This is a genomic window from Amycolatopsis sp. NPDC004169 (assembly GCF_040610315.1).
In the GTDB taxonomy this organism is placed as follows: Bacteria; Actinomycetota; Actinomycetes; order Mycobacteriales; family Pseudonocardiaceae; genus Amycolatopsis.
Genome location: NZ_JBEXMD010000038.1, coordinates 50,421 through 64,350, shown reverse-complemented (window position 1 = coordinate 64,350; position 13,930 = coordinate 50,421). Strand labels below are relative to the sequence as shown.

General features: G+C 73.7%; 11 protein-coding genes and 1 tRNA gene. 4 read left to right on the top strand and 8 right to left on the bottom strand.

What is annotated here, in order from left to right; genetic code table 11:
* Positions 1-62 precede the first annotated feature (62 nt).
* On the bottom strand, positions 63-803 hold the full coding sequence (locus tag ABZX11_RS36965) for a sigma-70 family RNA polymerase sigma factor (protein ID WP_354922204.1): 741 nt from the start codon (positions 801-803) through the stop codon (positions 63-65).
* A 100-nt stretch (positions 804-903) separates the two neighbouring features.
* Positions 904-1,326, bottom strand: a complete 423-nt coding sequence (locus tag ABZX11_RS36960) for a VOC family protein (protein ID WP_176170124.1) — start codon at positions 1,324-1,326, stop codon at positions 904-906.
* Positions 1,327-1,348: 22 nt separating this feature from the next.
* On the opposite strand from ABZX11_RS36960, the gene ABZX11_RS36955 reads away from it, so the two are divergent.
* On the top strand, positions 1,349-2,005 hold the full coding sequence (locus ABZX11_RS36955) for a GntR family transcriptional regulator (protein ID WP_354922201.1): 657 nt from the start codon (positions 1,349-1,351) through the stop codon (positions 2,003-2,005).
* Here the strand turns inward: ABZX11_RS36955 and ABZX11_RS36950 are convergent.
* The 3 genes from ABZX11_RS36950 to ABZX11_RS36940 form a co-directional block, all read right to left on the bottom strand.
* Complete coding sequence (locus tag ABZX11_RS36950; RefSeq protein ID WP_354922198.1) at positions 2,002-3,927, bottom strand: DNA/RNA non-specific endonuclease; 1,926 nt, start codon at positions 3,925-3,927, stop codon at positions 2,002-2,004. The genes ABZX11_RS36955 and ABZX11_RS36950 overlap by 4 nt on opposite strands.
* Before the next feature lie 129 nt (positions 3,928-4,056).
* Positions 4,057-5,676: a CocE/NonD family hydrolase gene (locus tag ABZX11_RS36945; protein ID WP_354922195.1), complete on the bottom strand. Its 1,620-nt coding sequence runs from the start codon at positions 5,674-5,676 to the stop codon at positions 4,057-4,059.
* A complete protein-coding gene (locus tag ABZX11_RS36940) occupies positions 5,673-6,212 on the bottom strand; it encodes a TetR/AcrR family transcriptional regulator (protein WP_354922288.1) in 540 nt (179 codons plus the stop codon). The genes ABZX11_RS36945 and ABZX11_RS36940 overlap by 4 nt, the downstream gene beginning before the upstream one ends.
* A gap of 137 nt (positions 6,213-6,349) precedes the next feature.
* Here ABZX11_RS36940 and ABZX11_RS36935 point away from each other — a divergent pair, with 137 nt between their 5' ends.
* Positions 6,350-7,363 (top strand): alcohol dehydrogenase catalytic domain-containing protein, encoded by a 1,014-nt coding sequence (locus ABZX11_RS36935; RefSeq protein WP_354922192.1) that lies wholly within the window; start codon positions 6,350-6,352, stop codon positions 7,361-7,363.
* Between the two features lie 4 nt (positions 7,364-7,367).
* Here the strand turns inward: ABZX11_RS36935 and ABZX11_RS36930 are convergent, their stop codons facing one another.
* Complete coding sequence (locus tag ABZX11_RS36930) at positions 7,368-8,915, bottom strand: adenylate/guanylate cyclase domain-containing protein (RefSeq protein ID WP_354922189.1); 1,548 nt, start codon at positions 8,913-8,915, stop codon at positions 7,368-7,370.
* 106 nt (positions 8,916-9,021) lie between these two features.
* Here ABZX11_RS36930 and ABZX11_RS36925 point away from each other — a divergent pair, with 106 nt between their 5' ends.
* Together ABZX11_RS36925 and ABZX11_RS36920 are read left to right on the top strand one after the other, a co-directional pair.
* Positions 9,022-9,924, top strand: coding sequence for a diiron oxygenase (locus tag ABZX11_RS36925; RefSeq protein WP_176170119.1), 903 nt, complete (start codon positions 9,022-9,024; stop codon positions 9,922-9,924).
* Position 9,925: 1 nt separating this feature from the next.
* On the top strand, positions 9,926-11,395 hold the full coding sequence (locus ABZX11_RS36920; protein WP_354922186.1) for an FAD-dependent oxidoreductase: 1,470 nt from the start codon (positions 9,926-9,928) through the stop codon (positions 11,393-11,395).
* A gap of 206 nt (positions 11,396-11,601) precedes the next feature.
* Here the strand turns inward: ABZX11_RS36920 and ABZX11_RS36915 are convergent, their stop codons facing one another.
* Together ABZX11_RS36915 and ABZX11_RS36910 are read right to left on the bottom strand one after the other, a co-directional pair.
* Positions 11,602-13,818 (bottom strand): hypothetical protein, encoded by a 2,217-nt coding sequence (locus ABZX11_RS36915; RefSeq protein WP_354922183.1) that lies wholly within the window; start codon positions 13,816-13,818, stop codon positions 11,602-11,604.
* A gap of 24 nt (positions 13,819-13,842) precedes the next feature.
* Positions 13,843-13,915: transfer RNA gene (locus ABZX11_RS36910), tRNA-Asn, on the bottom strand.
* Between the last annotated feature and the right edge of the window lie 15 nt (positions 13,916-13,930).

The window sequence follows — 13,930 nt, the reverse complement described above, 5'->3', positions numbered from 1 at the left end:
TGTCCGGCGAGCCGGTCGCTCGGCCGCTGCGTGGAGTGCTCCTCGGCGCCCCGACCTCCGGATCAGCCGGTGAGCCGGGCCGCCGAGCCGGGTAGCTCGCGGTTCGCCTCCACCAGGCCGCGGGTGACCAGCCGGCAGGACGGGCAGCCGGCCACGTGCTCGGCCACGATCGCCGCCCGGCGCGGTGACAGGGCGCCGCGGATCCAGGCGCCCATGCGGCGGCGGGGTTCGCGGCAGCCCGGGTCCTCCGCCTCCGGCACCTGGACCTGCAGGTAGGCCTGCCGCAGCCCTTCACGGGCCCGCATCGCCAGCGCCGAGACGCTGTTCGGCGAGAGCCCGAGCGACGGTGCCACCTCCGTCGGCGTGCCGCCCTCGGCCTCCGTGCGCCAGAGCACCGTCCGCCAGCGGCCGGGCAGCGTGCAGTAGGCCGACCACACCAGCCGCGCGTTGGAGCGGTGCAGCGCGAGTTCGTCGGCGCCACCGGCGGCCGCTTCGGGGACGGTGGCCCACAGCTCCACCCGGCTGCGCTGGCGGCTCCACCGCGCCACCAGGTTGCGCAGCGTCACGACGAGGTAGGGCCGCAGCTCGTCCTGCGGCCCGCCACCGGCCCGCACGATCGTGAACACCCTGGCGAACGTCTCGGCCACCAGGTCGTCCCGCTCGGCGGGCTGCCGCGCCCAGGCCCCGGCCGTCCGCCGCAGCGGCTCGAGGTGCCGCCGGAAGAGCCGCCCGGCCGCGTCGAGGTCACCGGCCCGCAGGGCGGCGAGCAGCGCCGCGTCCGGCTCGTCGTCGGCTGGTTCCATCAGTTCTCCCGTGATCAGGCACGCTCCGCGCCTCCCGGGTACCCAAAGTGAGTGGGGGTGTGGTGTCCGTGACCGCCGGTCGGCCCGATCGGGTGGTCGGTCAGGCCGCGAACACCTGGGAATCGTCGGCGAAGGCCTTGAACTCCAGGGCGTTGCCCGCCGGGTCGAGCAGGAACATCGTCCACTGCTCGCCGGTCTGGCCGGCGAAGCGGACGTACGGCTCGATCACGAACTCCGCCTCCGCGGCCCGCAGGCGCTCGGCCAGCGCCTGGAACTGCGGGATCGTGAGGATCAGGCCGAAGTGCGGCACCGGCACGTCGTGGCCGTCGACCGGGTTGTGCACCCGCTGCGGCCCGGCCGGCGCGAGGTGCGTGACGAACTGGTGGCCGTGCAGGTTCCAGTCGACCCAGGTGTCCGCGCTGCGGCCCTGCTCGAGGCCGAGGACTTCGCCGTAGAACCGCCGGGCCGCGGCCAGGTCGTCGACCGGCATCGCCAGGTGGAACCGGGGGAGGGAGGGAGTCATGTCCTAATGTTAACATTGCGACATGAGTGGTTCGCTGGTTCCCGCCCGCCGCCGCGGGCTGGCCGACGAGGTCGCGGACCGGATCCGGGAGGCGATCTTCGACGGTGTCTACGCCCCCGGCAGCCAGCTGCGCGAAGTCGAGCTGGCGGAAGCGCTGGGCGTCAGCCGCGGCCCGGTGCGGGAGGCGCTGCTGAGGCTGGAGCGCGAAGGTCTCGTCCGCGGCGAGTGGCACCGAGGCACCACCGTCACCTCCCTGTCCGAGGAGGACGTCGCCGAGCTGGACAGCCTGCGGGCCGCCCTCGAGCACCTCGCCGTCGAGCGGGTCGTCGAGCACGCGGGCGAAGAAGCACTGGCCGCGCTCGACGCGGTGGTCAGGCGGATGGACCGCGCGCTCGACGAGCACGAAATGGTCCGGTGCGACCTCGAGTTCCACGACGCGGTGTACGCCGCCGCCGGGCACCGCCGGCTGCTCGAGGCCTGGCAGGCGATCCGCTCGCAGGTGCACCTGTTCCTGCTCACCCGGATCGGCCTGGCCACCGACGGCTACCTGGCGGGCATCCCCGCGGAGCACCGCGAACTCGTCGCGGCCCTGCGCACCGGAGAGCGCGAGACGGCGCTCGCGCTCTTCGCCGAGCACCGCCGCCACGCGTTCGAAATCCTCAGTGGACGGACGAGCTAGAGCACCAGGTCCGCCGCCGTGCGGATCTCCTGGGCCTGGCTCGTGGACTCCAGGCCGGCCAGCGGGTCGGCGGCTTCGAGCTCACCGAACGACAGGCCGGTCAACTCGGCGATCCGGCGGACCGGCACCTGGTACGTGCGGTAGGCGCCGTAGTCGAACTCGGTCGCCGCTTCCAGGCCGTGGATGAGCTCTTCCTGGCTCAGCAGGTACGCCGTCGCCGAGAGGGTGCCGTCCGTCTTCACCATCGCGACCACCTTCCAGAACTGGCGGGGCAGCTGGACACCGCGGTAGTGGTCGTCGTCCGCGGCCAGCACCGGGCCGGTCACCACACTCACCTTGAGGCCGAAGTTGGCCGCGTTGTTCAGCACGTAGTCCTCGAGCCCGGCCCACGTGGTCTTGTTCTGGTTGAAGTCCTTGTGCTGCGGCGAGCAGTTCGTGAAGTGGAACGTGTCGTCGTTGCCGAGCTGCGCGACCGCCTCGGTCGCGCCCCACGCCGGGTCGAGCCGGCGGACCAGGTGCCCGCGGTCCAGCGGGTTGTCGCGGTAGATCTCCTCGCCGATCTGCTCGGTCACGGCCACGCGCGGGTCGAGGGACCAGTGGTCGGCTTCGCGCCGCAGCGCCCGGCTGGTGCGCCCGTCGATGTTGACCACGGTGAACATCGCCAGCCGCCGCTCCCGGTGCATGACGACGCTGAAGTGGTGGTACGGCAGGACGTACCGCGGCTCGCCGGTGGCCTGGCGGTTGACCGCCGCCAGGGGGAGCAGCGTCTCCGACAGGCCGGGCAGCGGGACGGTGTGCCCGGGCAGGAAGGCCGGGTCGTACCCTTCGCGGTTCGAGTAGTCCGGGTCGATCCGCCCGCTCAGCGGTTCGGCGCGCAGCCGGATGTCGAACGGCATCGACAGCGTCAGCACCGGCGCAGAACCGTTGGCCGCGGCCGGCAGCGCGCGTTCCGGGCGGGTGGCCAGCCCGTCGAGCAGTGCCTGCTGCGCCGGCGGGAACGACTGCCCCCGCAGGAACTTCAGCAGCTTGCTGACCCGGATGCCTTCGTTGAGGAACCCGCCGTACTCCGCGTGGCCCGCCGCCGGGACGCTGGCGTGGTGCAGCGCCACGACCTCCCACTGGTCGTTGAACACCGGCGACCCGGACGACCCGGGTTCGGTGTCGGTTTCGTAGTGCAGGAAGTCGTCGAGGACGTCGACGACCCGGTTTTCCCGCAGCGCGACCTGCTTCTTGCCGCCGCCGGGGTGCTGCACGATGGTGACGAAGTCGCCGACGATCGCCTTGCCCTCGCTGCCGATCAGCCGGTTGAAGCCGAAGGGGCGCAGTTCGCCATCGGCCGCTTTCACCGCGACGAGCGCAAAATCGAGCCCTTGGTCGGCGGCGAAGAAGCGGTCCGGGTCGAGCGGGAACGCCCGCACCGGCCGGGGCAGGCCGTCCACGCCGTCCTGGTAGTCGAACTCGACGACGCTGAACCCGGCGGTCTCCGCGTCCGGCAGCACGTGGTGGTTGGTGAGCAGCAGTTCCGGTGACACCAGCGATCCCGTGCCGTAGCCGATCAGCCTGCCCTGGGCGTTGCGGATGTTCACCCGGCCGACGGCGCCCGAAGCCGTGACGCCGCCTTCGAGGTAGCCGACCCCGAGCAGGTCGTCGGTGAGGACGATGCGTTCGAGGATCGCGCCCGCGGCCGTCATCGCCGCCGGGTCGCCCGCCGCGATCGCCGCCGGGCTCACCGGCCGGATGTCGGGGTAGTAGCGGCCGAGCCGGTCGATCCGGGTCGCCACCCGGCTCGGCTCGTCGGCCTCGGCGATGCCGCCGGGCTTGCGCAGCAACGCGATCTTGGCCTGCCGCTCGCCGGTGCGGTCCGCGGCCCGCGCGGCCGCGGCCTGCTCCTGTTCGGACTGCCGGTCCGTGTTGACGTCCACGATGCCTCCCCGCGAGCGAGCCGGAAACATCGCGTTAGTCGCGCACCCGGGAGGCGCGTTACACGATTCTCGGCGCGTCGCCGGGAATTCTTTTTCAATCCACTTCGCCGTGTTTTCGCGGTATGGCCGTCATTTCCGTGAATCACGCACGGGAAGCACGATCGCCGACGCGTGCGCGGGGTCGTGGTGCACCTCCTGGTCCGCCGCGCGCAGCGTGACGGCGGTGGCGTGGGGTTCCCCGGTGCCGGGATTGCGGGCGTAGCGCGGGAAAGCGCCGCTGGAAACCTGCACCCGGATGCGGTGCCCGCGCCGGAACGGGTGCGCCGTCGGCCACAGCCGGACCGTGACGGCGGCGAGTTCGTCCGCGGTCCGCAGGCTGGTGAGGCCGTCGCAGACGTTGACCGAACGGCCGTCCGGGCCGACGTCGCAGAGCCGGACGAACACGTCGGCGAAGGGCAGGCTGGAGCGGAACCAGATCTCCGCGTGGACGTCCCCGATCACTTCGACGTCTTCGGCCAGCACGGCCGTGGTGTAGGTGAGGACGTCGGCGCGCGCTTCGAGCGCGGCGTTGTCCACCCGGCCCGCGTCGGGGGCCATGCGCACGCCGCCGGCCGCGGGGGTCGGGTCCGCCGGGTCGTAGCGGTAGCGGTCCGGCTCGGACCCGCCGGGTTCCCCCGGCGCCAGCACCCCGCCCGCCTGCAGGTGGAACCGTTGCGGTGCATAGCCTTCCGGCGGCCAGGACGCGAAGTCCCGCCAGGCTTCCGCACCCATGACGAACAGCCGGACCGGCGCACGCTCCGGGGGTTCCTCGCCGCGGGCGTGCGCGAGCCCGAACCCGAGCGTTTCCCGGAGCGTCTCGCCCGTGCTGGCGAACAGGTTGCCGGTGTGGGTCCACGGCCCGACCGTCAGGCGCGGCCGCCTGCCCAGCTCCTGCAGCGTGCGGAAGTCGCGCAGCTGCCCGGGCAGGAAGATGTCGTACCAGCCGGCGACCGAGCTGACCGGCACCGTGACGTCCGCGACCCGGCGCCGGTGGTCGACCTCCGCCCAGCGCGGGTGGTGCCCGTTGCGGGTGAGGATGTCCTGGATGTAGTCGGAGCGGTGGCCGATCGCGACGACGTCGGCCTGAGCGAGTGGCAGCGTGTGCAGCGCTCGCTCGAGCCTCTTCGCCTGGCTGCGCTGCCGGAGCAGCGAGAACCGGCGTTCCTGGACCGCGACCTGGACGCCCCACCCGAACGGCGTTTCGAGCGAAAGGCCGTCCTCGCGCAGGAACTCCAGCGTCAGCCCGGACTCGGTGACCTGCGGGACTATCGCCTTCACCTGCGGCGGCAGGCGATCGGCGACCGCCCACTGCACGTACCCGAGGTAGCTGGGGCCGACGAGCACGATCGCGTCGCCGGACCACGGCTGCTCCACCACCCAGTCCAGGGTCGCGAGGCCGTCTTCGCGTTCCTGCCGCAGCGGGTCGAAGACGCCGCCGGAGCCGAAGCCGCCCCGGGTGCTCTGGATCAGCACCTGGAACCCGCGTTCGGCCAGCGGGCGCGCCAGGAGGGCCCCGAACACACCCCGGCGGCCGTAGGGCGTGCGCACCAGCGCGAGCGGCAGCCCGTCCCCGCCGGTGCGGGGTGCCCACCGGTCGGCGAGCAGCGCGACGCCGTCGGGCATCGGGACGCGCAGGTCCCGCTGGACGGCGAGGCGCCGGGTGACTGGCGCGGGCAGCTTCAGCAGGCGTTCGACGAGACGGCTGATCACCGGACGTCCTCCTTCATGATCATCGCGGTGACGACCGAGTGCATCCGCAGCAGCCGTCCGGCGAACTCTTCCGGGTCGAGCGGGTCCGGACCGTCGACGACCCACGCGTTGACGACCGCCCCGGCCCCGCCGGTCAGGAAGGTGGCCAGGTCCGCCACCGCATCGGCGTCGGGGCGGCCGCCGAGCGCGCGGCTGAGGTTCTCGCGGTTGAACGGGAGGAACAGGCCGGTCAGCGCCTTGTTGAGGGCGTACGCGGACGCGCCGGTCAGCAGCGCGCGGTAGAAGCGCCGGTACCGGGCGAAGTGCCGGCCCAGCGCCAGCACCGAGCCGTGCTCGTCGGACGCGGCGGCGAGGCCGCCCTGCTCGCCGAGCAGTTCCCGGCGGACGAGGTCGAGCGCGGCCTCCAGCAGCAGCGCGTCCCGGTCGCCGAACTGCTGGTACAGCACCTGGCGGCTGACGTCCGCGGCCTCCGCGATCTCGGACACGGTGACGGCGGTGGAGTCGCGTTCGGACACGAGCTCGACGGCGGCCCGCATCAGCGCCGCGCGCGACCGGCGCACCCGCCGGTCCTTGGCGGGCGCTTCGGTGGTCCAGTCGGTCACGCGGTCGATTCTGGACATCTGTCAAGAAAATAGCAAGTGTTCGCGAACGGGCCGCGTGCGAGGATGCGGCCATGGCGTCGACGATGCGGGCTTTCGTGCTCACCGGTCCGCGGGAGTACTCGGTGCAGGAGGTCCCCGCGCCGCGGGCGGTGGCGGGCGAAGTCGTCGTCGACGTGGAACGGGCCGGGGTCTGCGGCACCGACGTCGAGTTCTTCACCGGCGCGATGGCCTACCTGCACCAGGGGCACTCCGCGTACCCGATGCGGCTGGGCCACGAGTGGGCGGGCACCGTCACCGCGGTGGGGGAGGGCGTGGACCCGGCCTGGCTGGGTCGCCGGGTCATGGGCGACACCATGCTCGGCGACCGGACGTGCCGCCGCTGCCGCCGGGGCCACCAGCACACCTGCGAACGCCGCCAGGAGGTCGGCATCCGCGGCGGCCGGGCCGGCGCGCTGGCCGAAAAGCTCGCCGTACCCGCGTGGTCGCTGCACGCCCTGCCCGACGCGGTGGACGCCGTGCTCGGCGCCTTGGTCGAACCGGGCGGCAACGCCCTGCGCGCGGCCCGCGCGGCCGGGGTCGGCGGGGGCGATCGGGCCCTTGTGCTCGGTCCGGGGACGATCGGGCTGCTCACGGCGATGTTCCTGCGCGCGGCGGGCGCCGAAGTGCACCTGCTGGGGGTCGGCTCCCTGGAGTTCGCCCGCGGCTTGGGTTTCCCGCACGCGTGGACCCGGGAGACCCTGCCGGACCTGCCGTTCGACGCGGTCGTCGACGCGACCGGCGCGGCCGGCTCACCCGCGCTGGCCGTGGAGCTGGTGGAGCCCGCGGGCCGGGTCGTCTACATCGGACTGTCCGGGGAACCCAGCCGGCTCGACACGCGCGCGCTGGTGCTGAAGGACGTCACCGCGGTCGGGGTGCTGTCCGCGTCACCCGGCTTGGCGGAGACGATCGCCGCGTACGCGAGCGGTGCCGTCGATCCGCGGCCGCTCGTCGCGGCGACCGTCGGCCTCGGTGACGTCGGTGCCGTGCTCGCCGGGGAGCGGACCGGCGGCGCGGGCCCGAAGGTCCACATCGACCCGCGGCGCTGATCGCTCAGCTCGACCGCGGCGAGGCGAGCGTCGTCGGCCGGCTGCGGCCGCGCAGGGTGACGTCTTCGGTCGCCGTCCAGCGCGCGGCTTCGTCCGCGGCCGCGGCCTCGACGGCCGTCCACGAGGCGAGCAGGCGGCCGGGCGCGTTCTTGGCCAGCTCGGTCAGCCGCGCGGCTTCGTTGACCGGGTCGCCGATCACCGTGTACTCGAAGCGGCGCGGGTCGCCGACGTTCCCCGCCACGGCGTCGCCGGTGGCCACGCCGATGCCGGCCGGGCCGTCCGGCACCTCGGCGGCCAGCCGGCGGGCGATCGCGCGGCCGGCGGCCAGCGCGCAGGTGGCGTGGTCGCCCAGCGGCGCGGGAGCGCCGAACACGGCCAGCGCGGCGTCGCCGACGAACTTGTTGACCAGCCCGTGGTGCCGGTCGACCTCGTCGACCACCACCGCGAAGAACCGGTTGAGCAGGCCGACGACCTCCTCCGGCGGCCGGCTGGCGGCCAGTGCCGTCGACCCGACCAGGTCCACGAACAGCACCGACACCGTCCGGACCGTGCCGCCCAGCCCGGACGGGGTGCGCATGGCCTCGACCGCGACCTCGTGCCCGACGTGCCTGCCGAACAGGTCGCGCAGCTGTTCGCGTTCGGCCAGCCCGGCGGTCATGTCGTTGAAGCCGGCCTGCAGCAGGCCCAGCTCGGTGCCGTCGTAGACCGGGATCCGGGCGGTGAAGTCCCCGGCCCGCACCCGGCCGAGGGCGTCGCGCACCGACGAGATCGGGCCCACCACCGAGCGGGCGGTGAACACGGTGACCAGCAGCCCGAAGCACAGCACGACCAGCCCGAGCGCGATCACCGACACGGCCAGCTTCGTGGTGGAGACGTCGCCGCGCACCCAGGCCAGCACCGCGGTGACGACCAGCCCGGCCACCGGCACCCCGGTACCCAGGCACCAGAACAGCAGCATCCGCCGGTTGACGCCGCCGTTGACCGGACGCGGCGGTGTGGTGCCCGCCAGCGCCAGCGCCGCGTACGGCCGCAGCGCGAACTCGCCGAAGAGGTAGGCGATCGCGCAGACGACGACCGCGGCGAAGGCGACCACGAGGAACTCGGTGAGCACGACCTCCGGCTGCACGAGGGCCGCGAGCCCGCCGAAGAGCAGCGTCGCGATGCCCCACAGCACGGCCTGCACGGCCGTCAGCCGCAACGGGACGCGCAGGCTCGCGGCGCGTTCGGCGTCGGTCGGCTGCCTTCCTTCGGCCGCCCAGTGCAGCGTGCGGAGGGCGCCGCGCGTGCCCCACAGCGTGCCGGCGACGACCGCCGAAACGACGTACAGGGGTACTGCGATCGCGGTGACGCGGACGAGTTCGCCGGACATCCCCGGCGCCGGCATCAGCAGCGCCGCGAGGCCGACGACGACCAGGGCACCGATCACGTTGGTGGCGATCAAAGTGGCCGTGAGCAGGCGCTGGACGCGCCGGCGGAGCAGGGTGGCGTGCTCGTCGACCGGCCCGAGCAGGCCGGAGCCGAACGGCTTCGCCGTGGCGCGTCCTGGGTTCACCATCCGAGTGTACAGTCGTTCACTCAATTGCCCCGCGACGGGCTTCCGAGTATGTGTTACGGTTGGTAACAGTGAACTTCGGTAACACCTGACGAGGAGGTCGGTAGTGACCAGCATCAGCGAATCGGGCGTGTCGGACCGGGAGACCGTGGCGCGGCGGCTGCTCGACTCGTCGGAGCAGCTGTCCTACGACCCCGTCAAGGAGGTCGACTGGGAGACGCCGCTCGACACGGGCTACCACGGCGCGAGCCCGGAGTGGAGCACGCTGTACGGCACCTCCTACTGGGACGACATGACCCCGGAGCAGCAGCGCGAGCTGACCCGCCAGGAGGCGGCGTCGGTGGCCAGCACCGGGATCTGGTTCGAAATGATCCTGCAGCAGATGGTCCTGCGCGACTTCTACGCCAAGGACCCCACCGACCCGGCGTTCCAGTGGGCGCTGACCGAGATCGCCGACGAGTGCCGTCACTCGATCATGTTCGCCCGCGGCGCGGCGAAGCTGCGGGCACCCGCCTACCGGCCGCGCCGGTTCGTCGTCGAGCTGGGCCGCGTCTTCAAGGCCACCGCGACCGGCGAAGCCGCGTACGCGGCGATCCTGGTGGCCGAAGAGGTCCTCGACGTCATGCAGCGCGACTGGATGCGCGACGAGCGGGTGGTCCCGTTCGTGCGGACCATCAACAACATCCACGTCGTGGAGGAGTCGCGGCACATGAAGTTCGCCCGCGAGGAGACCCGCGAGCGGCTGCGCGGCGCCGGCTGGCTGCGGCGGCAGGTCAACGGCCTGGTCGTCGCGATCGCGTCGTACTTCATCGTGACGAGCATGGTGAACGCCAAGGTCTACGAGAACGCGGGCCTGGATGGCAAGCGCGCGCGGCGCGAGGCGAAGGCCAACGAGCACCACAAGTCGATGCTGCGCTCGAGCTGTGCCGGGCTGATGGAGTTCCTGCACTCGGCCGGGCTGCTCACCAAGCCGTCGCTGTGGTTCTACAAGCGCGCGAGCCTGATCTGAGATGGCCTTCGCGATCACCCAGACCTGCTGCGCCGACGCGTCCTGCGTGTCGGTCTGCCCGGTCAACTGCATCCACCCGACACCGGACGAGCCGGACTTCGGGACGACGGACCTGCTCTACATCGACCCGGCCACCTGCATCGACTGCGGCGCCTGCGCGGACGCCTGCCCGGTCGACGCGATCTTCCCGGCCGGCGACCTGACCGGGCCGCTGCGGGCCTACGAGCAGATCAACGCCGAGTACTACGCGGGCCGGGACGTGCTCGCCGACGTCTCGGTGGCCCCGAACTTCCACCGCTGGTCGCCGCCGTCGTTCGCGCGGGTGCTGCCGAGCGACTTCGCGCCGCTCGACGTCGCCGTCGTCGGCACCGGCCCGGCGGGGATGTACGCGGTCGAAGACCTGCTGCTGCACACCAACGCCCGGGTGACGCTCGTCGACCGCCTGCCCGTGGCCGGCGGCCTGATCCGCTACGGCGTCGCGCCGGACCACCCGTCGACGAAGAAGATCGGCGAGACGTTCGCGCGGTTCCACGACCACCCGCGGCTGCGCCTGCGGCTCGGCGTCACGGCCGGTCCCGAGCTGGCCGACCGGCACGACGCGGTGATCTACGCGGTCGGCGCCACGGAGGCCCGGCGCCTCGGCGTCCCGGGCGAGGACCTGCCCGGCAGCCTGCCGGCCGCGACGGTCGTCGGCTGGTACAACGGCCACCCGGACGTCGAGCCGGACGCGGTCGACCTGTCGGCCGAGCGCGTGGTGGTCGTGGGCACGGGCAACGTCGCCCTGGACATCGCCCGCATCCTCACGGCGGACCCGGGCGAGCTCGCCGAGACGCCGATCGCGCCGGACGCACTGGCGCGGCTGCGGTCGGCCAAGGTCCGCGAAGTGGTGCTGCTGGCCCGCCGCGGCCCGGAGACGGCGGCGTACACGCGCCCGGAGCTCCTGGCCCTCGCGGCCCGCGGCGGCCTGGTGGTGGACACGCACGACCCGCGCGTTCCGGCGGCCATCGACGCCGCGGAGCCGGGGGAGAAGGCGGCGTGGCTGCGGGGGGTGCCGCGGGAGCGGGTGGACTGGTCGGTGCCGCCGCCGGAGGGCCGCCGGATCGTGCTGCGGTTCCACTCGGCACCGCTGGAGTTCGGCGGCGACACGGAGGTCCGCGCGGTGGTGACGTCGGGCCCGTCGGGTGCGGTGGAGATCCCGGCGGGGCGCGTGGTCCGGGCGGCGGGGTTCCGCGGGGTGCCGGTGCCGGGACTGCCGTTCGACGAGGAGGCGGGGATCGTGCCGAACGCGGCGGGCCGCGTGTCCGGCCGGCCGGGGGTGTACGTGGCGGGCTGGATCAAGCGCGGCCCGTCGGGCGGCATCGGCGCGAACAAGGCCTGCGCGCGGGAGACGGTGGGCGCCCTGCTGGAGGACGCGGTGGCCGGGCGCCTCCCGGCCCGGCGGAAAGCGGCGAGGTTTTTCAGCCGAGCTTAAGCGGCGTGAAAGGGCCGAGGCTGCTCCCGGCCGAAGCTGCGGTCACGCCGGGATTGCTCGGCCGAGCCCGAGCGGCTGCCGAGGAGCGAGGCTGGTTTCCGGCCGCGCCCGAGCGGCTGCCGAGGGTGGGGCTGGTTTCCGGCCGAGCCCGAGCGGCTGCCGGAAACTCGCGTGGGAACGGGTTTCCGGCCGCGTCGGCGCGCGAATCACCGGCACCAGTGCGGCCCGGTCGTCCAGCCGAGCAGCCGCCGTCCCGAGCCGTCCGGCAGTGTGCCGTCCGGCGAAAACCGCGCGCCCTCGACCGCCGCCGCCAGGCCGGTCACCGCCGGGCCGAACCGGTGCTGCAGCCCCGCCTGCGTCACCAGCTCACCCAGCTGCGCCACCGCGGCGCGCTGCTCGTCTTCGCCGCGGAAGCTCAGGAAGAAGATCGCCTGCCGCCAGGCGTACGCGATGTTCTTGAGCAGCTGCCGGTCCCACGACCGCTGTCCCGCGAGGCGGCGCACCACCCAGGTGAACACCCGGCCGGCCAGGCCGGGATCCAGGCGCGACCGCAGGTCCAGCGTCTCCGCCAGCACCGCCAGGTTGTGCGTCGTGAGGATCTGGCTCTGCTCGATCACCATCCCGTTGCCCGCCACCGACCGCCGCCGTCGGCCCGCCCGGGCCTCGCAGACCGCCGCGAAGTCGTCCGCCGTGCGTCGCAGCCTGCGCGGCGGGGCCGGCCACCCCTCCGGGAGGTCGTAGTAGCGGGCGTACAGCGTGCCCGCCATGACCCGGCTCGCCGTCGCCGCCGCCGTGCGCCACTTCTCCGTGAAGGTGCCCACGAAGATGTCGGCGGCCAGTTCCTCCAGCAGCGGCATCGGTACCCCGGCCTGCTTCGCCAGGGCGCCGAGCTCGCGCAGCAGCGTGTTCGGCAGGATCGCCTGCGGAAAGGCCCCGAGCGCCAGCAGCACCGTCTGCGTCAGCGTCTGCCGCGCGGCCCCGGCGACGTCCGGACGCCGGGCGCGGAACGGCTCCAGCGCCCGGATCCAGGGCAGTTCCTCCAGCCGGACCTGGTGCTCGAGGTCGAGCAGCAGCAACCCCCGGCGACGGCGGAAGGCGGCGTAGGTCTGCGCGTACAACACCGCCAGCCGCTCGTCCTCGAGGTTCGCCGCCATCAGCTGGGCGGTGAGCTGCGGCAGCACCACCGCGAGGACGTCGCCCGAGGTGATCACCCCGCGTTCGACCAGCTCTTCGACCGGCGCTTCGAGCGCCCGCGTCACCTTCGCGACCAGGTGCGGCGGCACGGCGTCCGCCGGCTCGACGACCGGGTCGAGCGCCGGGAGGCCACCGTCGCCGGGGTAGGCGTCGAGGCGGCCGGCCAGGACGGCCGCGAGCTCGGCGTGCGTCGGGCGCGCGGCCACCGCCGCCTGCACCGACCGCAGGGCCGCCCGCCGCTCCGAACCCGGCTCGCCGTGCCGGGTGATCGTGTTGGCCAGCGCCCGGCGGATCCAGCCGACGTCCCGGCCGGTGAGCCGCGCACTCGCGAACTGGCACAGGGTGAGCGCCCGGTACAGCCGGGCGAAGTTGCTCTTCGGCTGCCGGTGGGACGTCGACGCCCGGTGCCGCGCGCACGCCGTCGCGTAGTCCGCGAGCCACTGCGCGCGCCGCGAACCCCAGCCCTCGGGCCACGTCCGGCAGGGCCAGCCGCCGGTGACGCCGTCTTCGGTCAGCCGCGGCAGCTCGCCCTCGACGGTCTCCGCCCAGAGCGCCACCAGCCGGTCGTAGAGCGGGTGCCACACCCGCAGCGTCTCCAGCATCGCCGCGATCGCGGGCTTGGTCTTCGCCGACCGCAGGGTTTCGCGGACCTCGCCGACCGTGGCCAGCCGCACCAGCGCGCCGGACGGCCGCGGGACCGCGCCGGGGAGCGGGGCCAGCCGCAGCCGGTGCAGGAGCGGCCGCAGCTCGGCGATGAGGTCGAGGGCGGCCTCGGCGTGCCCGTGGTCGAGCAGCCAGGCGGCCACCGGCAGCGCCGCGTCCTCCGGCACCTCGACCCGGTAGGCCTCGGTGGCCAGTGCGGTGCGCAGGGCGGCGAGCCCGCTGTCGGTGAGGTGGCCGAGGTTGACGCGCTCCCGGTCGGTGCGGCCCGGCGTGCCGGCGGGCACGGCGGCGAGTTCGTCCGGGCGCACCGGCACCTCGGCGAGGTACCGGCCGGTGGCGAACCCGCCGTGGGCGACCTCGATGGTCACCCACGACGGGGTGTCCGCGACCGGCGTCCGCGAGCCGACGCCCAGTGACCCGTCGGCCATCCCGGCGAGCACCGCCCGCCACCGCGCCGCCTTGGCGTCGGCGCGCCGGCGGACTTCGGCGTCCTGTGTGGACGAAGCGGTGCGCAGGGCGCGTTCGAGCTGCCCGTAGGCGTACCCGCGCGACACCTCCGGTGCCATGTGGACTCCCCCTGGTGGAACGGGACTTGGAGGCAGGATTCGAACCTGCGCCCTCCCGGAGAACAGCCGGGTGTTCTGCCTGCTGAACTACTCCAAGCTGCGGGGACCCGAG